Below are 23167 nucleotides of genomic sequence, written 5' to 3'. Positions count from 1 at the left end.
CAGACAAGGAGGTCATTAGGATGAAATATGGAGTCGCAGCTTTTCCTTCAAAAAAATTACAGGATATTGCCAATTCGTACCGGAAAAGATATGATCCGCATTATGAGTTAATCACTCCTCACATGACATTAAAAGATCCATTTGAGGTGGATGCATCACAGATTAAGGAAATGGCAGCAGAAATGCGGAATATTGCAAGTCGCCATAAACCATTTAAATTGCATGCTACGCGTGTTAGCACATTTTCCCCGGTTAACACTACTTTGTATTTCAAAGTAGAACCGACTGCTGAAATCAAAGGGCTACATGAGGATTTAAATTCTGATTTCTTTGGTGGCACGTCCAAACACTCTTTCATACCGCATATCACAATCGGGCAAAAATTGTCTGATACAGAACATGCTGATGTCTACGGTCAGTTAAAAATGGCCGGCATTGATCACGAAGAAATCATTGACCGGGTGCATCTGCTTTATCAATTAGAAGATGGATCGTGGACGGTTTATGAGACATTCCGTTTAACTGGAGATGATCAATAAGTGTTGAAAGTTAAAATGGCTGAAAACCAAATGGAAAAAGAACAAGCTTTTGATATTCGCAGAAAAGTTTTTGTAGAAGAACAAAAGGTTCCTCTTCATATCGAAATGGATGAACATGACGATGGCGCCATTCACTTTATCGCGTATCAACTTGAACAGCCAATTGCTGCTGGGCGTATCCGTGAAGTTGAAACCGGTCTTGGCAAAGTTGAACGCGTATGCGTGCTTTCCGAGTACCGCGGTCAGCACATTGGCGTCATGATGATGAACGAAATGGAAGATTATGCTCAGACAAATGGCATTTTCAGACTCAAATTGAATGCACAAACTCACGCGCTTGCCTTTTATGAAAAGCTTGGCTATGAAATTACATCAGACGAATTTATGGACGCAGATATTCCCCATAAAACGATGGAAAAATCATTAAACTAAGAATAATAAAAACAGATCAACCGGTAAATCGGCTGATCTGTTTTTTTGCTGCTTATAAAATATGGAACCCGCTGTCTACATGAATAGTTTCTCCTGTAATTCCGCGTGACATATCACTGAAAAGGAATGCCGCTGTATCGCCCACTTCTTCAGGTGTCGTATTACGACGTAATGGCGCTTTTTCTTCAATTTCGTGTAAAATCGAGTTGAAATCACTGACACCTTTTGAAGAAAGCGTACGAATTGGACCTGAAGAAATCGCGTTGACACGAATATTGTGTTTGCCAAGGTCTGCTGCTAAATAACGCACGGACATTTCAAGAGAAGCTTTCGCAACACCCATGACGTTATAGTTAGGCATTACACGTTCGCCACCGATATAAGTTAGTGCAACGATACTACCGCCTTCAGCCATCAATGGTTTTGCATTTTTCGCGATATTTGTTAACGAGTACGCGCTAATATTATGTGCTAACAAGAAGCCATCTCGCGATGTATCTGAAAAATCGCCTGCTAATTCTTCGCCTTTTGCAAAAGCGATACAATGCGCCAATCCGTGAATTGTGCCAACTTGTTCTTTAATTGTCGTGAAACAAGTCGCAACAGCTTCATCATTGGTCACATCGCATGGCAAAATCAATTCATGGTTCCCATCCAACGTTGCGACTAAATCCCGTACTGATTTTTCAAAACGTTCACCTGCATAAGTAAAAATTAGATTGGCTCCAGATTGATCTAACGAACGTGCAATCCCCCAAGCAATGCTCCGCTTGTTGGCTACTCCCATAATGACAAAAGTCTTTCCTTGTAATGATATTGACATGTCCATTCCTCCTGCATCGATTATTATTACCTGGTACTAATAATACATCACAAAAAAGAAAAGTGCAATTTGCACTTTTCTAGAGGCGGCTCAAAAAAGTGGTAGCTAAGCCTAAATATATTAAAATCGAAATAATATCGTTTAACGTTGTGATAAAAGGACCTGATGCTACAGCTGGATCAATCTTCATCCGATGAATTAATAACGGGATAAAGGAACCGGCTAACGTGGCGACAAAAATAGAACTCATAACAGCAGTTCCGACGAGCATGCCGATTAACAATTCACCTTTCCAGAAGTAAACCAAGCCGACAACGACGACTCCGCACACAATGCCCGTAATGAGTCCCGTACCCGCTTCACGGAGTAATAATTTCATTTTACTTTCTTCTTCAATGTCCCCTGTCGCAATTCCTCGAACTGCTACAGCTAGTGCTTGTGTGCCACTGTTACCAGCCATACCCGCAATAAGTGGGATAAAAACAGCTAATAACGCTACTTGATCCAGCGTTGCTTCAAACATGCCCATCAAATTGGCCGTCAACATACCTAAAAATGTTAACAAAATCAGCCAAGGCAACCGTTTTTTAGCGGCAGTCAACGAACTTTTGTCAAACGTGTCCATATCTGATACAGCTGCGAGTTTCGAATAATCGTCTGAAGCTTCTTCTTCTAATACATCAATAATATCGTCGACGGTAATAATGCCTAGCAAATGCTGTTGAAAATCGACTACCGGCAATGCCAGGAAGTCATAATCCTTAATCATTCGCGCTACTTCTTCTTGGTCTTCGCTAACCGAAACACTGACCACTCGTTCGTTCATAATGGCACTAATCAGGGTATCTTCTTCTGCAAGAATCAAATCCCTTAACGTGACAATGCCTGACAGCTTCTTATCATCATCAACGACAAATACATAATAGATGGTTTCAGCATTAGGTGCTGCATTACGAAGAATGTTCATCGCAGAACGTACTGTCGAATTTTTCGGTACAGCTACAAATTCAGTCGTCATAATGGAACCTGCCGTATACTCTTCATAATGCAGTAGATCTTTAATTTGCTGCGCCGATTCTTTATCCATGATTGTTAAATAAGTGGCGACCTGCTCTTTATTTAATTCGTTTAAGATATCTACCGCGTCATCTGTGTACATATAGGACAACAAATCAGAAGCATAACGAGCATCCATCTCGAGAAATAGATCTTCGTAATCATCATCATCTAATTCAATCGCTTCAAACAAATCCGCCATCTCTTTAGGAGAGAGATACTGATACAGCAATTGCCTTGTCCCCGAATCCGCTTTCTCGTAAAAACTTGCTTGGTCGTATGGATGGTGGGATAAAAACTCATCACGGAATTCTTTAACATCTCCGCGTATAAGTAATTCAGTGAACAATGCTTCGTTTAATTCTTCATCGCGTACTACTTTTTCTTCCATCATGTATACTCCCTCCTTCCGAAGATCTTCTATGCTTGCTATAGTAGTCTATACGCTGTACCACTCATATGTATAGTAAATTTTTAAAAAGAGGTGTGTTCGATGAAATTTGATGTAATTGGTGACATTCATGGCTGCTATCAGGAGCTACTAAAGCTCATTGACCGATTAGGGTACGAAAAACAGCGAGATGTCTTTATTCATCCTGAAAACAGGCAACTCGCTTTTGTTGGAGATGCCACGGACCGCGGTCCTGAATCACTTGAAGTTCTACGTTTATTATTCGCCTTACAGGACGAGGGCATTCTTTACTATTCCCCTGGCAATCATTGCAATAAACTTTTCCGCTTTTTCAAAGGACATGATGTCCAGCTTGCTCACGGCTTAGAAATGACTGTGGCCGAATGGAAAATGCTGTCTCCACAAGAACAACAGCAATTTCGCAAACGCTATCTTGAGTTTTATGAACAGTTGCCTCATTACCAACAACTTGATCATGATTTAATCGTTGCTCACGCTGGACTAAAGGCTGAAATGGTTGGAAAGCCGCTGAGTAGAGGCATCGCGGTCTTTGTACTATACGGCGATATTACGGGAAAGTTTCACGCTGATGGTCGTCCTGTTCGCCGCGACTGGGCCAAATTCTATAAAGGTCCTAAATGGGTCGTTTATGGTCATACGCCGACGAGAGAACCTTATTTTATCAACAACACCGTCAATATTGATACAGGCTGTGTTTTTGGGGGTTCGTTAACCGCCTTCCGTTTTCCTGAAAAAGAAATCGTATCCGTCTCTTCCGAACAGCCTTATCAACCAGACCGCTTTTATCGTTACACTTAAATCAACGACTGCATGTCCCCATTTAATGACGAATGGAAGAACAGCCTTTCGTCTGTAACTGGATGGATCAACTCCAACTCTGTGCAATGCAGTGCTTGGCGCTTTATGAGATTTCTCTTGCCACCATACAAATCATCTCCAACTAAGGGATGACCAATATGCGCTAAATGAACGCGTATTTGATGGGTTCTTCCCGTATTTAATTGCAAAGAAACATGCGAATAGCCTGCTATCTTTTGAAGCAAACAAACTTCAGTTTCCGCAAATTGACCGTCTTCCCGAACTTCTCGCTCGATAATGCTGGCGTTTTTTCGACCAATCGGAGCTGTTATCGTAAATTTTTCTTTTTCTAAATGTCCATGAACTAGCGCCTCATATCGCCGCTTCATCTTTTTTTCCTGTTGTTGCAATGAAATCATATGATGAATATGGCGATTTTTTGCGATGCAAACAAGTCCGGAAGTGTCACGGTCGAGTCGAGTTGCGATATGCAAAGTAGACGGAATCCCATGGTCATTAAAATGCTTTGCAACAATATTGGCTAAACTGCCAAAAGGATGCTCACGGGACGGGATCGTATTTTGCATAGGCGGCTTTTCCACAATTAGTAACGCTTCATCTTCGTAGACAATTTCCAGTGGTCCGTCTTCTGCACTTAAGCCTTTGCCATGTTCTTCATTCGGAAAAATAACGGTCACAGCATCCCCTTTTTCTAAGGCATGCCTGACCGTTACTTCTGCACCATTCACCAGAATTTGACCACCTCCGTATTTAACAGAAGCTAGTGTCCGTTTGGAGATGCCCCATCCTCCTAGCGCGTCTCGGAGCAATCCCGGATTTTCAGCGGTATACGTCAATTGAAAAGGTTTCATAGCATTCAATCTGAAAGCTCACTGTCGATAAACGAGTCGTGAACACGTTGCCAAAATGGAAATGCACGGAATCTCGCAAAGCGCACTTTTTCCTTGGCCACTTTATACTCGATTGATTTAACGTCTTTATGGAGCAGTTGTAAGTGATCGACGGTAACCATAAAATCAGGGGCCTTAACAGGGCGCAATGCACATTTATGATGCCCAGGCAGCACCAGTGGGGAACCGACTGTTCGGAAGACACGGTTATTGATCGATGCCATCTCCGTCAATTGCATTGCTTGCAGCGATGGATGGATGATGGCACCGCCTAATGCTTTGTTGTAAGCTGTACTGCCTGAAGGGGTCGACATGCACAACCCATCTCCTCTAAAACGTTCGAAATGACTTTCATTCAAAAAGACATCCATTACCAATGTCACATCAGGAGATTTTACCGTTGACTCGTTCAAAGCCAAATAAACAGCGGGGTCGTCTAAGTTCTGATAATGAATGCTGACTTCGAGTAAAGGATATTCGATTACTTCATATTCTTTTTTCGCGATAGACAAAACAAGCTTTTCAATTTCAATCGGTTTCCAATCGGCATAAAAGCCAAGATGACCGGTGTGTATTCCGACAAAAGCGACTTCTGACAACTTTTCGCTGTATTTGTGAAAAGCGTGAAGCAACGTCCCATCTCCGCCGATAGACAAAACAACGTCTGGCGATTCCTCGTTCCATTCCATGCCAAAATCCTCTAAATAGTCTTTTGCGGTCCTCATCAAGTCATTGGATAATTTGTCTGTTCTCGATATGATATGAAATTTCATCGTTCTGCTCGACCTCCTTCTCTATCACTCAGGAAATGTGTACCGGGAGATTCCTTAAACTCGGTGAAATAAGCTTGGGCTTCTTGAATTTCATCCCGAATCTGGGACATCTCCTCGTCTAGTTGGAACGCGGCTTCTGCTGCTCGTTGAAGCCGATTTTTTATTTCTTCTGGAAAAACGCCTTTGTACTTATAATTCAAGGAATGCTCGATTGAAGCCCAAAAATTCATAGCCAGCGTACGGATTTGGATCTCTGCTAAAATCAGTTCCTCGCCGTTAATCGTTTGAACAGGGTATTCTACAATTACGTGGTACGATCGATAGCCGCTCTGCTTTTCGTTTGAGATATAGTCTTTTTCCTCTACAATTCGCAAGTCTTTACGTTGTTTTAGTAAAGCTACTACGGTTTCAATATCCCCTACAAACTGACACATCATTCGAATACCCGCGATATCCTGCAATTGATGCGCAAGCTTTTCAGAGGGTTCAAACGCAATCCCTTTTTCTAAAGTCTTATCGTAAATACTTGCTAACGGTTTGACACGTCCCGTTACAAATTCGATTGGCGAATTGGTGTTGTCATTTTCAAATTGGCTCCGCATTCCTTTAAATTTAATTTTTAATTCGTCTACTGCTTGTTTATATGGTGCTAAAAATCGATTCCATTGCCCCATCACCGGACCCCCTTACTTCTTTTAAGCTCGTGAAGCAAGTGCCTCATGAAATGCTTGCTCGACAGCGGTACGGAAATCTGCCCCGTAATTGTCGTTGCCTTCTATGTTTTCCACCAGCATCCACAGTTCTTCGTGAAAATTTGCTAATGGCATAATTTGCTTACCCCACGTCAGAAGCGGAACTTTTTTCAGTTGTAACGCTTGCGTTAACGCTGGCCATGTATGTAGTTTAAATTGGACATATATATAATCAGTACCTGTGTCCAACAAATAGACAAACGCCTGATGATCAGAATCTGTCAACATTTGACCGGATGCTTCAAGCGCTTCGGCCGGTTCCATTTCTTCGATAATAAACTCAATGTTTTTTTCAGTTATTTCGGTCCTGTTTACTGCCACTAATTTATGCAAATCGAACCTTCCTTTCTAGCTTGTTGATAATGATATTTTAACACAGCTCTGCCATTCGTTGCAGTTTGCATGCAACTATCCGATAATGAAGTTACTAGAGAGGTGTTTTTCATGACAAAAGAACTTGAAATTGAATTTAAAAACATGCTAACAAAAGAAGAATATACCCGTTTACTGAAAGATTATTCCGATTTTCATAGTGGCCCCATTACCCAACACAATCATTATTTTGATACCGCTGATTTCCAATTAAAACAGCAACTTAGCGCATTGCGCATACGCGATAAAAACAATCACTTTGAATGTACCTTAAAAATTCCAGCCCCAGTTGGACATTACGAAATTACCGATCAATTGACTAATGAACAAGCACGTCGCATGCTTGAATCACAGTCTTTCGAAGCTACAGAAGTAGCCGAAGCATTGTTAAAACTTGAGGTGCTGACAGAAAAGTTAACATCCATCGGCACATTAACGACCCATCGTGTGGAATTTGAATACTTGCAAGGCTTATTGGTACTTGACCATTCCGAATACAATGGACAAGAAGATTTCGAATTGGAATACGAAGTTTCCGATGCTGCAACTGGTCAGGAAAACTTTTTGAATTTCTTGCAGCAACAAGGCATTCAACAACGTCCAGCAGATAAGAAAATTGCGCGTTTTATGAAATCTGCTGCAGCACGTTCTACTGATTACTAGTTTCAATCCCCAAATCCTGGCAGCTCTGCAGTCGCTTTGTTTGAGATATTCGGGATCCGTTGGTAGAATGAAATGACAGCTAAAGCAAAGGAGACACGATGATGACTGGAAAACCGATTATTCCGTATGAAGAGATTGGTGCGGAAACATTATCACAGCTAGTCGACGCATTTTATGCTCGCGTAGCGGCACATCCAAAGCTGCAGCCTATTTTCCCAAATGACCTTTCAGAAACCGCCCGTAAACAAAAACAATTTTTAACCCAATATTTAGGTGGACCGAATCTTTATTCAGAAGAACATGGACATCCAAGATTAAAAGCTAGACATAACCCATTTGCTATCACACCTGCTAGAGCTCAAGCTTGGTTAGAGTGCATGAGCGAAGCGATGGATGAAGTGGGGCTAAATGGAATGTTCCGTGAAACCTTATACAACAGACTTGTTTTAACGGCACATCATATGGTCAATGAGTCTGATAGTGAGGAGGAGTTGGAGTGAGTAACTTAGATTTGGTCGAAGAAATTCATGAACCTGTGAGTTCTTTTAAACCAATGGAGCTGTATGTTTTTGTGGATCCGCTCAACCCAGAATGCTGGGAGATGCAAGGAGTCATTCGAAAATTACAAATTGAATATGGCCATTATTTTTCCATGCGTATTGTGCTAAGTACACAATTACTCAACTTAAATAAAACAATACTTTCAGCAAATATCGAGACCGACAACTTGACTCATCCCGTGTTACCTTCCGTTGCGATCAAAGCGGCAGAGCTTCAAGGAAAACGCTCAGGAAATCGATTTCTCCACAAATTGCAAGAACACCTTTTTCTTCAGTCAAAAGACGTTTCTTCTTACAGCGTTTTGTTAGAGATTGCAGAAGAAGCCGAGCTAGACCAAGAAGAATTTAAATTGGATTTTCATTCGGTGCATACCGCAAAAGCGTTTCAATGCGATTTAAAGATTACTCGTGAAATGGAAATTAACGAAGTGCCAAGCATCGTGTTTTTCAATGAATGCATTGAAGATGAAGGTGTAAAAGTATCTGGACTTTATTCATATGATGTTTATCAAACCATTTTACAAGAGATGATGGGAGAAGAAAGTTTAAATCGACAAACTCCACCTTCTTTAGATGATCTTTTCACTAAATATTCGACGATGGCAACTAGAGAAATTGCTTCTATATACAACATTTCTGAACAAACAGCAGAATGTGAGTTAAAAAAACAAGTACTTCAACAAAAACTAGAACGCATTTGCATGCCGAAAGAAACGTTATGGAAAGTTAAATAACCTGCCTCCCAACTTTGGGAGACAGGTTATTTTTTTTAGCGTTTATTATGCGTTTCGACAGTATTTATGTAAGTTGGACAGTATTCGAGCTGAATTGGACAGTATTTGGCCAATTTGGACAGTATTTCATTTGAATCGGACAGTATCACCAAATTTTAGGATAAAATAAAAAAATTCATCCTTCTATTAAACGTAAAAGACGCCTTCCACGTCCGGAAGGCGTCTTTCTATATTACACAAAGGGGATGGGAGAAATGTTCACGCTCAAACAAAGGGGTGTATGTTTGTATGTGATTTATTTCACAAGATTATCTTATCATGGAATAATAGTTAAATCAATATTTCACAAGCGATTTCACAAACTTGTCATATTTGTAGTCACAATGAAATCTCTAATCTACTCGTTTGTTATTCTTAAATAATATTAAAAAGAAGCAACCTCATGAGGGCTGCCTCTTTTTAAAGCTTTATTTATTCAGCAATAATTTTTCGAGTTCGTTTAATTTTTCTTCAAATACCATGCAAGCTTCTTTAACAGCTTTTGATTGGGTCATGTCAACACCGGCTTTTTTTAGTACTTCTATTGGGTAATCTGAGCTTCCCGCCTTGAGAAATTCATTGATATAGCGGTCCACTGCAGGTTGCCCTTCTTCTAGAATGCCTTTGCTCAATGCTGTAGCTGCACTAAATCCAGTGGCGTATTGGAAGACATAATAATTATAGTAAAAGTGTGGAATGCGTGCCCACTCCAACCCAATTTCTTCATCAGCTGCGACGTCAGGTCCATAATATTTTTGATTTAGCTCGTAATAAACTTCTGTTAAGCGATCTGCAGTCAATGCTTCACCGTCTTGGTCCATTTTGTGGATCATATGTTCAAACTCGGCAAACATCGTTTGACGGAATACAGTGCCACGGAAGCCATCAAGCCAATTGTTCAATAAGTAAATACGTTCCTGGTCATCATCCGTTGCCTCGACCATGTATTCATTCAATAAAGCCTCGTTTGTTGTAGAAGCCACTTCTGCGACAAAAATCGAATAATCCCCGTAAACATAAGGCTGATTTTTGCGTGAATAATAACTATGGACACTGTGGCCAAATTCATGCGCCAGCGTAAACAAATTATTCACATTATCTTGCCAGTTCATCAAAATATACGGATTGGTTCCATATGCTCCTGATGAATAAGCTCCGCTGCGCTTGCCTTTGTTTTCTTTCACGTCTACCCAGCGGTTATCGATGCCTTCTTTGACAATTCCTACATACTCATCCCCTAAAGCTTCCAGCCCTCTCAGCATAACGCCTGTTGCTTTATCGTACGGCATTTCCATCTTCACTTCTGGAACGAGTGGTGTATGCAGATCCCACATATGAACTTTGTCGAGTCCTAGTACTTCTTTACGCAAAGCAGAATAGCGATGCAATAAGTGAAGATTGTCATTGACCGTTTCAACCAAGTTATCGTAAACCGCTTCTGGAATATGGTCGTCAGCTAAAGCCGCTTGGCGAGCTGAATCGAATTTACGGATTCGCGCATTTACATTATCGCGTTTGATGTTACCTGATAAGGTAGATGCAAAGGTGTTCCGGAACTTGCCGTACGTCGCGTAGACCGCTTTAAAAGCATCTTCACGTACGCGGCGGTCGCTGCTTTCTAAGAACCGAATATAATTGCCGTGTGTAATTTGAACTTGTTGGCCAGATTCATCTTCTATCTCTGGAAATTCAAGGTCTGCATTGTTCAAGCTGCCAAATGTTTCGGAAGACGCTTGGGCGACTTCTGACATTTGAGCCATTAAAGATTCTTGTTCAGCCGGCAACACATGAGGACGCATCGAATTTAATTCTTTAAGTGCTTGCTTGTATAAACTCAATCCTTCATGGTTTGCGACATATTCATTTAAAGTTGATTCGTCTAGAGCTAAAATTTCAGGTGTTAAAAATGACAAACCTGCTGATACTTTTGCAAATAACGATTTGATTCGACTGTCTAGTGCTTGGTATTTTGAATTGGTCGTATCTTGATCGTAACGCATGTGCGAGTAAGTATAAAGACGTCTCAAGCGCTCCGTCAACTCATCTTTATAAACCAACACCTCATAAAGAGATTCTGCACTTTGTTGTAGCTTTCCTTGATACGATTCTGCTTTATCGCTAAGAGCGGTAACCTCTTCAAACTCTTTTTCCCAAAGCTCATCACTCGCAAATATATCTTCCAATCGCCATGTCAATTCTGTTGGAACTTCATCTCTTGTCAGTACTTTTTCAACCATTCTATTTCCTCCTCTATTCCATTCTTTCGGGAATCGAATTACACCTTATTTTCTCAACTTTCTCAAGTTTTTGCAATAGATATCATAGACGATATCCAAAAGATTGGCATTCTCCAGTTTTTTGTCTTTAAAAGCTACATATAGAGACAAATAATCTTCCATGATTAGCACGGCTTGTTGTGTTAGTGCAGGATTGATTAAAGTCAATTTCCCTGAAGCTACCAACGCCGCTATTGAAATGCCTTTATCGTAAGCCACTACAACTTGTAATTGCCACAGTATAGCAGGCTGCTTTATGCAGTCTGCACCCAGTAAAGGAATTCCAACTAATTTTGGAACATTCATCACATCTACTCGTAATTCATAGCACAGCCGACAAAATACATTTTTGATCCGATTTTCGGCATATAACTGATTGCGGATATATTTCTTTTTCACCTGGTAAAAAACTTCCATGACCACTTTGAATTCCTCTTTTGATAACGGCTTCGGCAATGCGAAAGGAAAAATCTGTTTAGTCGCTTGAAGTGACTTAGTTTTCCCTACCCACCGGTTTGGACTCACATAAAACAAATTGGACTGATAATAAAATTGGTTATTCGGTGGATAAAATAAAAGAATAAAAGAAACCTGACCTGCACTTTGTCGCATTGCAAGTTCGTCTGATTTTATCCGAAGCAGTCCAATTTCTTCTTGGCAAGGCTCTTTTAAGCCTTTAATCCAGATAGGCTGAATACCGATTGTTAGGTAACCTTTAGAGCGCTGCACAAGCTGCGAGACAGGTATTGAACTACATTGGAATTCAATAGCATAATGGCTATCGACTAAAAGATCCGCACGCTGGCGAATCGGGGGTAAGTATTGTTCTAGTTCAACGTTGAATTTTAACTGTTGGAAGAAGTGATAAAGCAGAAGTTTACCATGAAGATGTAAAGAGGATTCGGGTTCGCTGGAATGGTCGCAGTCTGAAAGAGTTTTGTGTGCAAAATGAGGAATATTAATTTGTCCAATTTTCAACAGCAGCGAGGCTTGACAGGAGGGGCAATAAAACTGTTCTTGCAAACGAATTTCCTGTAATTCTTGTCGGGTATGCTTGCCGGTTAAATAAAATAATTCCTGGCGCTTGGTTTTGGCCACTAATATAGTAATCACTCTCCTTTTATTCAGTTTATGAAATTAACAGGAGTTTGGCAACAAAAAAAGATCTCCTTCTCAGGAGATCTTAGCCGAAATAGTGAAGCACATTTGAAAGTGCATCCTCTGTAAAAATAGGTTTACCGTATTCTTCAAGACGGTGAATTGTGACAGGTGAAGTACGCAAATACTCTGCAATGATACTGACATTATTTTTGATGTCTTCTTGTGAATGAAGAATTTCATCGAAATTTGTATAAAGATAATACTTATTATCAAAATGGTAGATAGCTGATGCAATCGGCACGTACATTAAGCGCCTTGCAATCGGTAGCAATTCTTCCACTTCTGAGAAGACAAATGTATATTCAAGTTTCTTAACATCAGGTTCTTCAAAAACTGGCTCGAATTCATCAAATTCTGGAGCAGCTGCATCTTCGCTTGCAAACATTTTTCGACGTTCCTCTATATCATCAGGCAAGTCGAGTTTTTGCCCATCTTTAGTTAATTGAGCGCGTGTCACAGTCACTTCAAGACCTTTGTCCATAGCCTGGACTTGGATCCACAGTGGACCTTCCATTACGAAATCGGCCTCTTCGTTGACTTCATCCATCATTTCCCAAAAAAGCTCTTCACTTTTATCTCTGTTAAACCAGATTTCGTCACGGCTAAACCCTCGCTCTTCAACGTCGAGATAGGAAATGTAAAATTTAACTGTGTTGTCGTTTATGCGTTCTATTTCCATTTTACACCTCTCCTTTACGGTTTGGACTAAGAGAACATTCCTCAGAGCCGTGCTGTATTACTTTTAATAAGTATAACTTCTATTGCAGATAAAGAAAAAGTTTATGCCTATCTCTACTGGCAGTTGCAAGTACATAGAGTTTAATCTACTTAACTGATTTATGCAACTAATTTAGGATAAAGAAAAGCTGCCCGAAGATCTCTTATGAAATACCATAAAGACCGGGCAGCTAATGCATTTATTATTAGTTCACCATACGCTGAGCTTCAAGCAACTGATAAGCTCTGACTTTACGTGGTAGGAATCGACGAATTTCATCTTCATTGTATCCTACTTGAAGGCGTTTTTCATCCATAATAATCGGACGACGCAACAAACCAGGATGTTCCTGAATTAACTCATACAAACGCTGAAGCGGTAAACTCTCAACATCTACATTTAATTTTTGGAATATTTTAGAACGAGTAGAGATGATTTCATCCGTACCGTCTTCAGTCATACGTAAAATTTCTTTAATTTCACTAATAGTTAGTGGCTCAGAGAAAATATTGCGTTCTGTATATGGAATGTCATGTTCCTCAAGCCATGCTTTTGCTTTTCTGCAAGATGTGCAGCTCGGAGAAGTAAATAGTGTAACCATCATAGTGGAGCACTTCCTTTCGGATTCATGAAAATTTTAGTGTATTTCTTTTTCCAATTTAGAATCATTATAGTTTAGAGGCTCTACATTCATTATACAACGATTGGAGCTATTTTAATAGCCTATCTCAATAAATAAATTAAAAAAGAAGCATTTCGTCACATTTTGACTATATTTTCTTTATACTTTGTAAGTTATATCTTAAATTTACCCTGTTTCTTTTTGTCGTAAACTCCCAAATCAAAATATTTTATTCTCATTTACCATTTCTTTTTGAAAATGTCTTTCATACTTATATATTACGTTTCAGTCTGAAAAAGGTTTCATTTTAAGCTAGATAATTTAATGAGTGATTTCTTGAATATATTTTTACGGCGTATAATCTACTCCCTCGGAATACGAATTTCCAGCGTTCCACAACAGAAACTCTTCTATTCCTTGATCATTGAGTGCTTTGATCTGAGCCTCTACTTCTACTTTTCCGTATCGCTTATAATTACCAGCGCCTAAGTAACTCGCTGTAAAGTCTTGAAGCCAAGGTCTTGAAACAGGTGCACTGTCTAAGCTTGCTAGTACTTGGTTTTCTACTTTCGCGTATTCCGTCACTAGTTGATAAGGTTCTAAGTCCGGTTTTGCGATTCCAAAATAAGAGGTCCAGTGACTCGGGTAAATCATGGATGAAATCACATCGACATTTTCAGAGATCTTCGAAAAATTCTGACCGATACCTGGCGCTTCTGGTAAAGTAGCTGCATAGCCGAAAATGTCGACCGATACTTCTACTCCATAAGGTTGTAATTGTTCTTTAGCGTAAGCCACAAAGTCCGTCACGGCCTCGACTCTTCTTTGTATAGGGTCAGCAGCAGAATCTTCGTAATCACCGAGTGAATAAGTTAAGTCATTCGCTCGGTTCTCAAAACCTTCTGGGAAGCGGACATAGTCGAATTGGATTTCTTTGAATCCAAGCTTTGCTGCTTCGATGGCAATTTGAACATTATGATCCCATACTTCTTTTAGAAATGGATTCACAAACGATTCTCCGCGGTTATTTTTCCATACTTGATCTCCGTCCATAAATGTTAGCTCCGGCCTTTGTTCAGCTAGGACGGTATCTTTAAATACAACGACGCGGGCGATCGGATAGATCTCTTTTTTTTCTAATTTTTCTAGCATTGCTCGCGGATCTTTTATTAGAGCTTGTCCCATATCCAGTTTCGCCAAATCTGAACCTTCTTCAGGTATGTACGTTAAGTGGCCTAAGTCTTCTTTTATATCAATAACCATAGCGTTTAATTCTGTTTTATCCACAAGATTAATTAGCGAATCAAAGCGTTCTCCTCCAGCCGAATGGGCCGTTACAAAAATTCCTCGTACAGCATCCGGGTAAATAAACTCTAGTCCAGAATCAAATTTGAATAGTTTGGATGATGTCAATACCTGAGAGTCAAGTTCAGCTGTTTCATAGGCACGCTGTGTAAAATCAGGCGTTTTACCTTCTTCATCTGCATATACATTTCCTATACTTACTAAACTAATGCTCACTGCACAAACGGTCATCCACTTCCACGTTTTCATCATTTGCTGCACTCCTTTTTCCATTATTGCATTAAGGCGACTAACGATGAGTACTAATAAAGAACGGTCTGCTCGTTAAAGCTTTTCTTTATCCATCGTTCTTCCATTCTATCATTTATTTGACTTATAAAATTAGGAAATTACGAGAATAGTGAATAGAGTTGTTATATATGAACAAAAGAGTAATAAAAAGCGATGCCCATAGGGACATCGCTTTTTTTACTTCACTGCAGCTGCTTTTATAGACTCAAGTTCGCGCTCTGAACATTGAACAAAATGGCCAGGACTGATTTCTCTCATCCGAACATCATCAGCTTTTGTGTATTCGTGTACAGCAGGATCATATGATTTACGTACCCGGTTGCGTTCATAGTTTGGATCTGGCAACGGAATCGCTGATAACAAGGATTGCGTGTATGGATGCAACGGGTTCTTGTATAACTCTTCAGCAGGAGCTAACTCTACTAATTTACCAAAATACATAACACCGATACGATCTGAAATGTATTTAACCATTGATAAATCATGCGCGATAAATAAGAATGTTAGTCCTTTTTCAATTTGAAGTTCTTTCAGTAGGTTTACAACCTGTGCTTGAATTGAAACGTCTAGTGCAGAAATAGGCTCATCGGCAATGATAAAATCAGGATCTACCGCTAAAGCACGGGCAATTCCAAGACGCTGACGCTGTCCACCTGAGAATTCATGCGGATATCGGTTCGCGTGTTCTTTGTTCAAACCTACTGTTTCCAGCAAGTCATAAACCATTTTTTTACGTTCTGTTGCATTTTTTGCTAAGCCATGAATATCGATGCCTTCAGCAATAATATCCATAACTTTCATGCGCTGGTTTAACGAAGCATAAGGATCTTGGAAAATCATTTGCATTTTGCGGTTAAATTTCTTTAAATCTTGCTTTGATTTTTTCCCATGAACATTTTCACCTTCGTAGAAAACATCACCATCTGTTGCATCATATAAACGGATGATCGAACGTCCAGTCGTGGATTTTCCACAGCCTGACTCTCCAACAAGTCCTAAAGTTTCGCCTTTGTAAATATCAAAGCTAATGTCATCTACTGCGCGGACTTCGTTTGCTTTACCGATATTGAAATACTGTTTTAGGTTTTTAATTTCGAGTAACTTTTCAGCCATTATACCGCGCCCCCTTCATAATATCTGCTTCCCGGGAATTTCTTCATGCGTTCAATAACGGTCAAAGGTGGTTCTACCTGAGGCGCATCTGGATGCAACAACCAAGTTGCAGCAGAGTGCGTATCACTGACTTTGAAGAATGGCGGATTTTGCTCCATATCGATTTTTAGTGCATATTCGCTCCGAAGAGCAAAAGCATCTCCTTTTGGTGGATCCAACAAATCAGGAGGCGTCCCTGGAATCGCATACAGCTTTGCATCTTCTGTATCGAGTGAAGGCATTGAACTCAACAAGCCCCATGTATATGGATGCTGCGGGTTATAGAAAATTTCATCCACTGTGCCGATTTCAACAATTTTCCCTCCGTACATAACGGCTACGCGATCGGCTACGTTGGCTACGACACCAAGATCGTGTGTAATGAAAATAATCGAAGTATCAATTTTCTTTTGTAAGTCTTTCATTAACTCTAATATTTGCGCTTGAATTGTCACATCCAGTGCAGTTGTGGGCTCATCTGCGATCAAAATTTTCGGGTTACAAGCTAATGAAATGGCGATCACGATCCGCTGGCGCTGTCCACCTGAGAATTGGTGAGGATATTGTTTCATCCGCAGTTCAGGTTTTGGCATGCCGACCAAACGCAACAAGTCGATCGCAACTTTTTTTGCTTCTGTCTTACTAATTTTCTGATGTTTTAACAGAGGCTCTGTTAACTGACGGCCAATTGGCATTGTCGGATTTAAAGAAGTCATTGGATCCTGGAAAATCATCGATATTTCTTTTCCACGGATTTTCTGCATCTCGCGATCACTCAATTTCGTTAAATCTTGACCTCCGAACAAAATTTCACCATTTTTAAATTCTGCTGATTGTTCTGGTAGCAAACGCATAATGGATTTTGTCGTAACAGATTTTCCTGAACCCGACTCTCCAACGATTGCTAAAGTTTCACCTTTATATAAATCAAAGTTGACCCCACGTATCGCTTTAACTTCCCCACCTTGGGTATTAAAGGAAAGTTCAAGGTCTTTTACTTGTAAAATTTTCTCCATTATAAACTTTCCTCCTTAATCTTTCATCTTCGGATCGAGGGCATCACGAAGTCCATCACCGATCAAGTTAAACGCAATCATAATCAAACTCAGCAAGATGGCCGGGAATGCTAAAATATGCGGCGCAAATTGGATTAACGCGTAACCATCATTGATTAATGTACCAAGCGAAGCATCTGGTGCTTGAAGACCTAGACCGATAAAGCTTAAGAAAGCTTCAAAGAAAATAGCACTTGGAATGGTGAACATTGTATTGATAATAATTACGCCCAAAACGTTTGGCATTAAATGTTTCCATATAATGCGACTATCGCTGGCACCTAAAGTACGGGCAGCCAAAACAAATTCCTGGCTCTTATATTTAAGAACTTGCCCACGGACGACCCGGGACATTCCGGTCCATCCGGTTATGGTTAAGGCGATAATAATGGCCAGTATTCCGGGGTCCATAATTAAGATAAACAAGATAACAACAACTAAGTTTGGAATACCTGTCAGGATTTCGACAATCCGCTGCATGAAGTCATCCACACGCCCGCCGAAGTATCCTGAAACACCCCCGTAGATTACACCAATTAACATATCAATTGCTGCTGCTACAAAAGCAATGAACAAGGACACTTGAGTCCCTTTCCACACACGAGAAAACATATCGCGGCCAAGTCCATCTGTACCAAACCAATAATTGACTTCGACATTTTTCATTTCATACAGATCGACTTTTTGGCCACCCAAAGTTCCAACACCGTCTAAAATCCCTAATTTTTCTATACCCGGAATTTTCGGTGGTAAGTTTGCATGAGTAATCGTTTGCGCATTAGGCTCATAAGGACTAATCACTGGTCCTAAAAAGGCCATGATTGCAATCAAACCAAAGAGAATTAGACTGAACAAAGCACCTTTGTTTTTCCGAATACGGTACCAAGCATCTTGCCAAAAACTAACGCTTGGTTTTGTAATGCGTTCAGCTTGCTTCGAATCTAATGTAATCCGCTCAAACGAACCTTGCGGCAGTTCTGGGATTTTATCAATTTTCTGAGTCATTAATTTTTACCTCCTGAAAGACGGATACGAGGATCAATGACACCATACAAAATGTCTACCAATAGGATCACCACAATCAGGAATACTGAGAAGAAAATAGTAGTTCCCATAATGATGGAGAAATCGCTGACAATAATCGATTTAACAAATTGCTCCCCGATACCTGGAATTGCGAAAATTTGTTCAACAACAAGTGACCCCGTTAGAATAGCTACAGCCATCGGTCCTAAAACCGTAATCAATGGAATCAACGCATTACGAAACGCATGTTTAAATGCAATTTCTGATCCGCTTGCGCCTTTAGCTTTTGCTAACGTAATATAATCCGATCCAAGAACTTCAATCATTTCTGTCCGGATAAAACGTGCTGCCGTAGCAAGTGGGAACATCGCTAACGCGACAGAAGGCAGTACGCTGGACATAAAGCCATCTTTCCACAAAGCCACCGGGAACAGTCCCCATTTTAATCCGAACCAATATTGCAAGAGTGAAGCAAAAACGAAGGAAGGAATCGATATTCCGACAATCGCTATGAATGTGCTGGTGTAATCAACCCAAGTGTTTTGTCTTAAAGCGGCAACCATTCCCAAAAGAATTCCTAAAACGGTGCCGAGCAGCATGCCTTGGAAACCAATTTGAGCGGAAGGACCCATTCGACTTAAAATGACATCTGTCACTTCTGCTCCTTTAAACTGGTTGATAGAAATTCCTAGATCTCCTTGTACGAGACCAAACATATAGTCAAAATACTGAACCGGGAGTGGTTTATCCAAACCATATCTAGCCTCTACAACTGCCCTTTGTTCTGGAGATAATTTATCTGCGGAAGCAACAGGGGAGCCTGGTAAAATCTTAATTAAGAAAAAAGTGAATGTAGCAATTAATGCTAATGTGAGAAACATATAAATTAAACGCTTGCCAATATACTTCGCCATGGTGCACCTCCAAAAATAATTCTATTTGACAAATCCATCAAAAAACAATGAATTTGCAGCATTCATGATTTAGCAGAAAAGTGGTAATTTTCCGTCAATTACTTAGCATTAGAAAAGAGAGTATACCGAGCCAAAATACGATATACTCTCTTTCTATTTTGTTTTCACAGTAGCGGGATTAAGTTATTATTTGCCCGAAATGTATGCCCATTTGTAAGAGAAATCTCCACCGAATGGGTGTTTAATAATGTCATTTACGTACGGTTGTTGTAGAGCCATTGCTCCGCGTTGATAAAGTGGCGCGATAGCTGCATCATCTTCTAGAAGAATTTTTTCAGCTTTAGCCATTGCTTCCCAACGCGCAGCTGGGTCTGTTGCTAGTTCGCCTTTAGCTGATTCAACTAAAGCATCATACTCAGGGTTCGAGTAAGCCATTTTGTTTTGAGGAGATCCAGTAACGAACAAGTCGATGAATGTCATAGGATCCTGATAATCTGGTCCCCATCCAGCTGTTTGAATGTCATAGTCCTGAGCTTCATCAAGTTCTAAACGAACTCCAAAAGGTACTGCTTTAAGGTTGATTGTCAACCCTTCAAGATTTGTTTCAAGTTGGTTTTTCAAATAAGCGTCCATGTTTTTAGCAGTTTCAGTGTCGCCACCCAAGATTTCAAGTGTCACTTCTTCCACTCCTAATTCTTCAAGACCAGTAGCCCAAAGTTTTGCAGCTTCTTCAGCATCGAATTCAATTAGGTCGCCATTAACTTCACGGAAGTCCGCTTTGTTTTCATCAAAAGCAAACTCAGTTGGCACTAAGAATGTTGCTGGTAGTGAACCGTTAGCCAATACTACGTCAACTAGATCTTGCTTGTTAAAGCCTGACGCGATTGCTTTACGGATATTTACGTTTGCAAGAGCATTTTTCTCGCCCTTACGTTCTTGGTTCAGTTTGAAGTAGAAAACAGTTGGTTCCAAATCAGTTACTAAGTTTTCGTCATTTGCGTATTGCATTGCAAATTCACCGCTCAACGCAGCACGATCTTTTTCACCAGAGTTGTAAAGGTTAACTGAAGTAGCAGGTTCTTTTACTACGTCCCAGTTGATTGTTTCAAGTTTAACTGTTTCAGCATCCCAATATTCAGGGTTTTTCTGCATTTTCCAAGTTAAACCAGTTCCGTCCCAATCAGTCAATGTGAATGGTCCGTTGAAGATCAAGTTATCAGAGTTAGAAGCGTAAGCGTCACCTTTTTCAGTTACGAAAGCTTCGTTCTGTGGATAGAAAGTTGGGAAAGACATTAATGACATAAAGTAAGGTACTGGACGTTCAAGCTTTACTTCAAGCGTGTTGTCGTCTACAGCAGTAACTCCAAGTTCAGTTGGTTCCATTTTTCCTTCAGCAATATCAGTAGCATTTAAAATTGATCCGCCCATCATGTATGCTCCGTATGGAGATCCAGTAGCAGGGTCAATTGAACGTTGCCAAGAGTAGACAAAATCTTTAGCAGTAACAGGTGTTCCATCTGACCAGTTTGAGTCACGCAATTTAAATGTATAAGTTAGTCCATCTTCGCTGACTTCAGGCTCGCCATCCGCAAGTGCTGGTTCAGCTACGCTTTCTTGATTTAAACGGAAAAGACCTTCGTTAACATTGTTGAAAATGTTAAACGCAACTGCATCTTCAGCTAATGAAAGATCCATTGTTGGAATTTCTGCGCTTTCCATTAAGTTCAATACTTGCTCTGAGTCTAATTCCCCAGCTGTCTCTTTGTCATCTGGTTTGTCAGTTCCAGTTTCTTTTTCATCGCCGCCACCACACGCTGCTAGAAAAGCACTTAGAACTAAAACTAGGCTTAGTAGCCAAAAAATCTTACTGTTTTTCACTAAATTGACCCCCTCGAATTTTCTGAAAACTTGGTACACTCTTAATTATACATACATATTTTTTCTTGTACAGAACTTTTTTGCTAATTTTTACACTCTTGTAACAATTGCGTTACATTGACATTACAAGAAACCTTGGGAATGTTGGATTTGTAAGCGTTTACGCAGTCTACGATAAACAAAAAATATTTTGATTTTTTTTAGAATTTCTTCTACAATTGGTAAGAATCGAGGTGCCAATTTTGAAAAAATTGTTTTTTTCTATCGTAATTATTCAAGTATTGATTTTAATTACTGCTTTTTTTAGGACTGATCATGTCACGTTGTTGTCGTATATTAATAATTCATTTGTTTACGGCGGCATTTTATTGTTTTTGGGTTCTTGGGTTTTTGTCGTTCGAACAGGTGTGTTTGATATATTCACTATAAGTATGAGAAAGGCTTTCAAGCTAAAATCGACTCTTAAAGATGATGAGATGCGGCCGCCTTCTGAAGTGATTGCTTTTTCCAGTTCGTATCTGCTCCTTACTGGCACGATCACCTTGCTGATCATGATGGTTTGCCTAGTAATTTATAGCCTTTAGTATTGCTTCCTAAATTGGTTATGTATTATAATAATAGGATATAAAATGAGCCATGAAAAAGAAGAGTAAATGCAGTTCCTTCTATAAGAGAGTCTGTGGTTGGTGAAAACAGATGGAGTGCTGCATCGAATGGACTTTTGAGCTGAATCGGTGAATAGGTAGTAGCTGATTCCGTGTTCTTCACGTTATGAAGAAGAGTGGCCGGTGACGGCAACTAGGGTGGTACCGCGGAAAACACATCATTCGTCCCTTTTTTAAGGGATGTGTGTTGTGTTTTTTACTTTGAGGAGGAATAATAATGACCAAGAAGAAAATTTTTTCAGGCGTTCAGCCTACTGGTACGGTAACACTCGGAAATTACATAGGTGCGTTTAAACAGTTTACTGAGCTGCAAGATGAATATGATTGTATTTTTTGTATTGTTGATCAACACGCCATTACAATGCCTCAAGATCGACTAGCGTTACGTAAAAATATTAAGGCGTTGGCGGCACTTTATCTAGCCGTTGGAATTGATCCCGAAAAAGTAACTTTGTTTATTCAATCGGAAGTTCCAGCGCATGCACAAGCTGGATGGATGTTACAGTGTGTTTCAACCATCGGAGAACTAGAACGCATGACACAATATAAAGACAAATCGGCGAAAAATACTTCTGTTTTGGCAGGATTGTTAACGTATCCGCCATTGATGGCAGCCGATATTCTTTTGTATCAAACTGATATTGTACCTGTTGGCGATGATCAAAAACAGCATATTGAATTGACGCGTGATTTAGCAGAGAGATTTAACCGGAAGTACAATAATGTCTTTACTATGCCTGATATACGTACTCCTAAAAATGGCGCACGTATTATGTCCTTGCAAGACCCTACAAAGAAAATGAGTAAATCTGATCCCAACAAAAAAGCAATGATCACTTTGCTTGATGACTTGAAAACAATTGAAAAGAAAATTAAGAGCGCTGTCACTGATTCAGAAGGAATTGTTCGCTACGACCCAATCAACAAGCCGGGTGTTGCCAACCTTTTAACAATCGAAGCTGCGTTAACTGGCGAAAGTATCGATGATTTGGTGACAAAGTACGAAGGTGCGGGTTACGGAGATTTTAAATCTTCTGTTGCACAAGCTGTTATCAAACATTTAGCTCCTATTCAGGAACGTTATGCCGTACTTCTTGATTCTGACGAATTAGATACCATTCTTGACGCAGGTGCCCAAAAAGCTAATTTCCTAGCTACTAAAACCTTAACGAAGATGGAAAATGCTATGGGTCTTGGACGTAAAAGAAAATAAAAAAAG

24 protein-coding genes and 1 other annotated feature are annotated in these 23167 nt (G+C 40.0%); of the genes, 8 read left to right on the top strand and 16 right to left on the bottom strand.

Annotated elements, in window-relative coordinates; all coding sequences use genetic code 11:
* The first annotated feature begins 20 nt into the window (after nucleotides 1–20).
* Together QMF37_RS02900 and QMF37_RS02895 are read left to right on the top strand one after the other, a co-directional pair.
* Nucleotides 21–539, top strand: a complete 519-nt coding sequence (locus QMF37_RS02900) for a YjcG family protein (RefSeq protein ID WP_058384759.1) — start codon at nucleotides 21–23, stop codon at nucleotides 537–539.
* Entirely contained in the window at nucleotides 540–971 is a 432-nt protein-coding gene (locus QMF37_RS02895; protein WP_058384758.1) for a GNAT family N-acetyltransferase, read from the top strand.
* 52 nt (nucleotides 972–1023) lie between these two features.
* Here the strand turns inward: QMF37_RS02895 and fabI are convergent, their stop codons facing one another.
* Nucleotides 1024–1794 carry an enoyl-ACP reductase FabI gene (fabI, locus tag QMF37_RS02890; RefSeq protein WP_058384757.1) on the bottom strand — a complete coding sequence of 257 codons (771 nt, stop codon included), beginning with the start codon at nucleotides 1792–1794 and terminating at the stop codon, nucleotides 1024–1026.
* Between the two features lie 79 nt (nucleotides 1795–1873).
* Entirely contained in the window at nucleotides 1874–3244 is a 1371-nt protein-coding gene (gene mgtE / locus QMF37_RS02885; RefSeq protein ID WP_071153554.1) for a magnesium transporter, read from the bottom strand.
* A gap of 99 nt (nucleotides 3245–3343) precedes the next feature.
* On the opposite strand from mgtE, the gene prpE reads away from it, so the two are divergent.
* Entirely contained in the window at nucleotides 3344–4081 is a 738-nt protein-coding gene (gene prpE / locus QMF37_RS02880) for a bis(5'-nucleosyl)-tetraphosphatase PrpE (RefSeq protein ID WP_071153553.1), read from the top strand.
* Here the strand turns inward: prpE and QMF37_RS02875 are convergent.
* From QMF37_RS02875 to QMF37_RS02860, 4 genes are read right to left on the bottom strand one after another with little or no spacing between them, the layout of a single operon-like run.
* A complete protein-coding gene (locus tag QMF37_RS02875; RefSeq protein WP_071153584.1) occupies nucleotides 4078–4953 on the bottom strand; it encodes an RluA family pseudouridine synthase in 876 nt (291 codons plus the stop codon). The genes prpE and QMF37_RS02875 overlap by 4 nt on opposite strands.
* 5 nt (nucleotides 4954–4958) lie before the next feature.
* Complete coding sequence (locus tag QMF37_RS02870; RefSeq protein WP_058384754.1) at nucleotides 4959–5765, bottom strand: NAD kinase; 807 nt, start codon at nucleotides 5763–5765, stop codon at nucleotides 4959–4961.
* A complete protein-coding gene (yjbM, locus tag QMF37_RS02865) occupies nucleotides 5762–6439 on the bottom strand; it encodes a GTP diphosphokinase (protein ID WP_058384753.1) in 678 nt (225 codons plus the stop codon). The genes QMF37_RS02870 and yjbM overlap by 4 nt, the downstream gene beginning before the upstream one ends.
* Before the next feature lie 21 nt (nucleotides 6440–6460).
* Complete coding sequence (locus tag QMF37_RS02860) at nucleotides 6461–6850, bottom strand: UPF0738 family protein (RefSeq protein ID WP_283476453.1); 390 nt, start codon at nucleotides 6848–6850, stop codon at nucleotides 6461–6463.
* 111 nt (nucleotides 6851–6961) lie between these two features.
* On the opposite strand from QMF37_RS02860, the gene QMF37_RS02855 reads away from it, so the two are divergent.
* The 3 genes from QMF37_RS02855 to QMF37_RS02845 all read left to right on the top strand — a co-directional run bounded on the left by QMF37_RS02855 (nucleotide 6962) and on the right by QMF37_RS02845 (nucleotide 8846).
* Nucleotides 6962–7552 (top strand): CYTH domain-containing protein, encoded by a 591-nt coding sequence (locus QMF37_RS02855; protein ID WP_078080595.1) that lies wholly within the window; start codon nucleotides 6962–6964, stop codon nucleotides 7550–7552.
* 101 nt (nucleotides 7553–7653) lie between these two features.
* Nucleotides 7654–8052, top strand: a complete 399-nt coding sequence (locus QMF37_RS02850) for a globin domain-containing protein (RefSeq protein WP_071153552.1) — start codon at nucleotides 7654–7656, stop codon at nucleotides 8050–8052.
* Nucleotides 8049–8846 carry a ClpXP adapter SpxH family protein gene (locus tag QMF37_RS02845; RefSeq protein ID WP_058384749.1) on the top strand — a complete coding sequence of 266 codons (798 nt, stop codon included), beginning with the start codon at nucleotides 8049–8051 and terminating at the stop codon, nucleotides 8844–8846. Before QMF37_RS02850 ends, QMF37_RS02845 begins: the two co-directional genes overlap by 4 nt.
* Before the next feature lie 467 nt (nucleotides 8847–9313).
* Here the strand turns inward: QMF37_RS02845 and pepF are convergent, their stop codons facing one another.
* The 10 genes from pepF to QMF37_RS02795 form a co-directional block, all read right to left on the bottom strand.
* Entirely contained in the window at nucleotides 9314–11122 is a 1809-nt protein-coding gene (gene pepF, locus QMF37_RS02840; protein ID WP_078080596.1) for an oligoendopeptidase F, read from the bottom strand.
* Between the two features lie 45 nt (nucleotides 11123–11167).
* On the bottom strand, nucleotides 11168–12274 hold the full coding sequence (locus QMF37_RS02835; protein WP_283476446.1) for a competence protein CoiA: 1107 nt from the start codon (nucleotides 12272–12274) through the stop codon (nucleotides 11168–11170).
* A gap of 70 nt (nucleotides 12275–12344) precedes the next feature.
* Nucleotides 12345–13001 carry an adaptor protein MecA gene (gene mecA, locus QMF37_RS02830; protein ID WP_058384745.1) on the bottom strand — a complete coding sequence of 219 codons (657 nt, stop codon included), beginning with the start codon at nucleotides 12999–13001 and terminating at the stop codon, nucleotides 12345–12347.
* A 244-nt stretch (nucleotides 13002–13245) separates the two neighbouring features.
* A complete protein-coding gene (gene spxA, locus QMF37_RS02825) occupies nucleotides 13246–13641 on the bottom strand; it encodes a transcriptional regulator SpxA (RefSeq protein WP_008429739.1) in 396 nt (131 codons plus the stop codon).
* A 369-nt stretch (nucleotides 13642–14010) separates the two neighbouring features.
* On the bottom strand, nucleotides 14011–15219 hold the full coding sequence (locus tag QMF37_RS02820; protein ID WP_283476442.1) for a putative glycoside hydrolase: 1209 nt from the start codon (nucleotides 15217–15219) through the stop codon (nucleotides 14011–14013).
* Between the two features lie 216 nt (nucleotides 15220–15435).
* Nucleotides 15436–16371, bottom strand: a complete 936-nt coding sequence (locus tag QMF37_RS02815; protein WP_058384744.1) for an ABC transporter ATP-binding protein — start codon at nucleotides 16369–16371, stop codon at nucleotides 15436–15438.
* Nucleotides 16371–17426 carry an ABC transporter ATP-binding protein gene (locus QMF37_RS02810; RefSeq protein WP_058384743.1) on the bottom strand — a complete coding sequence of 352 codons (1056 nt, stop codon included), beginning with the start codon at nucleotides 17424–17426 and terminating at the stop codon, nucleotides 16371–16373. Before QMF37_RS02810 ends, QMF37_RS02815 begins: the two co-directional genes overlap by 1 nt.
* Nucleotides 17427–17441: 15 nt before the next feature.
* Nucleotides 17442–18470, bottom strand: coding sequence for an oligopeptide ABC transporter permease (gene opp3C / locus QMF37_RS02805; RefSeq protein WP_071153549.1), 1029 nt, complete (start codon nucleotides 18468–18470; stop codon nucleotides 17442–17444).
* A complete protein-coding gene (gene opp3b, locus QMF37_RS02800; RefSeq protein ID WP_058384741.1) occupies nucleotides 18470–19405 on the bottom strand; it encodes an oligopeptide ABC transporter permease in 936 nt (311 codons plus the stop codon). The genes opp3C and opp3b overlap by 1 nt, the downstream gene beginning before the upstream one ends.
* A 186-nt stretch (nucleotides 19406–19591) precedes the next feature.
* A complete protein-coding gene (locus tag QMF37_RS02795; protein ID WP_058384740.1) occupies nucleotides 19592–21283 on the bottom strand; it encodes a peptide ABC transporter substrate-binding protein in 1692 nt (563 codons plus the stop codon).
* A 242-nt stretch (nucleotides 21284–21525) separates the two neighbouring features.
* On the opposite strand from QMF37_RS02795, the gene QMF37_RS02790 reads away from it, so the two are divergent.
* Together QMF37_RS02790 and trpS are read left to right on the top strand one after the other, a co-directional pair.
* A complete protein-coding gene (locus QMF37_RS02790) occupies nucleotides 21526–21867 on the top strand; it encodes a DUF3899 domain-containing protein (RefSeq protein ID WP_283476440.1) in 342 nt (113 codons plus the stop codon).
* A 43-nt stretch (nucleotides 21868–21910) separates the two neighbouring features.
* Nucleotides 21911–22121, top strand: a binding site (T-box leader).
* A 44-nt stretch (nucleotides 22122–22165) separates the two neighbouring features.
* Nucleotides 22166–23161: a tryptophan--tRNA ligase gene (gene trpS, locus QMF37_RS02785; protein WP_071153548.1), complete on the top strand. Its 996-nt coding sequence runs from the start codon at nucleotides 22166–22168 to the stop codon at nucleotides 23159–23161.
* The last annotated feature ends 6 nt before the right edge of the window (nucleotides 23162–23167 follow it).

This window comes from Planococcus sp. S3-L1 (assembly GCF_030063085.1).
GTDB classification, from domain to species: domain Bacteria; phylum Bacillota; class Bacilli; order Bacillales_A; family Planococcaceae; genus Planococcus; species Planococcus kocurii.
The sequence above is the reverse complement of the archived record's forward strand: the minus strand, read 5'-3'. Positions and strand labels throughout refer to the sequence as shown.

Coding starts and splice junctions, on each gene's coding strand:
- QMF37_RS02850 (WP_071153552.1), top strand. CDS start 7,654: ATGACTGGAAAACCGATTATTCCGTATGAAGAGATTGGTGCGGAAACA.
- mgtE (WP_071153554.1), bottom strand. CDS start 3,244: ATGATGGAAGAAAAAGTAGTACGCGATGAAGAATTAAACGAAGCATTG.
- trpS (WP_071153548.1), top strand. CDS start 22,166: ATGACCAAGAAGAAAATTTTTTCAGGCGTTCAGCCTACTGGTACGGTA.
- opp3C (WP_071153549.1), bottom strand. CDS start 18,470: ATGACTCAGAAAATTGATAAAATCCCAGAACTGCCGCAAGGTTCGTTT.
- QMF37_RS02820 (WP_283476442.1), bottom strand. CDS start 15,219: ATGATGAAAACGTGGAAGTGGATGACCGTTTGTGCAGTGAGCATTAGT.
- fabI (WP_058384757.1), bottom strand. CDS start 1,794: ATGTCAATATCATTACAAGGAAAGACTTTTGTCATTATGGGAGTAGCC.
- QMF37_RS02815 (WP_058384744.1), bottom strand. CDS start 16,371: ATGGCTGAAAAGTTACTCGAAATTAAAAACCTAAAACAGTATTTCAAT.
- pepF (WP_078080596.1), bottom strand. CDS start 11,122: ATGGTTGAAAAAGTACTGACAAGAGATGAAGTTCCAACAGAATTGACA.
- QMF37_RS02875 (WP_071153584.1), bottom strand. CDS start 4,953: ATGAAACCTTTTCAATTGACGTATACCGCTGAAAATCCGGGATTGCTC.
- opp3b (WP_058384741.1), bottom strand. CDS start 19,405: ATGGCGAAGTATATTGGCAAGCGTTTAATTTATATGTTTCTCACATTA.
- QMF37_RS02855 (WP_078080595.1), top strand. CDS start 6,962: ATGACAAAAGAACTTGAAATTGAATTTAAAAACATGCTAACAAAAGAA.
- yjbM (WP_058384753.1), bottom strand. CDS start 6,439: ATGGGGCAATGGAATCGATTTTTAGCACCATATAAACAAGCAGTAGAC.
- spxA (WP_008429739.1), bottom strand. CDS start 13,641: ATGGTTACACTATTTACTTCTCCGAGCTGCACATCTTGCAGAAAAGCA.
- prpE (WP_071153553.1), top strand. CDS start 3,344: ATGAAATTTGATGTAATTGGTGACATTCATGGCTGCTATCAGGAGCTA.
- QMF37_RS02900 (WP_058384759.1), top strand. CDS start 21: ATGAAATATGGAGTCGCAGCTTTTCCTTCAAAAAAATTACAGGATATT.
- mecA (WP_058384745.1), bottom strand. CDS start 13,001: ATGGAAATAGAACGCATAAACGACAACACAGTTAAATTTTACATTTCC.
- QMF37_RS02870 (WP_058384754.1), bottom strand. CDS start 5,765: ATGAAATTTCATATCATATCGAGAACAGACAAATTATCCAATGACTTG.
- QMF37_RS02810 (WP_058384743.1), bottom strand. CDS start 17,426: ATGGAGAAAATTTTACAAGTAAAAGACCTTGAACTTTCCTTTAATACC.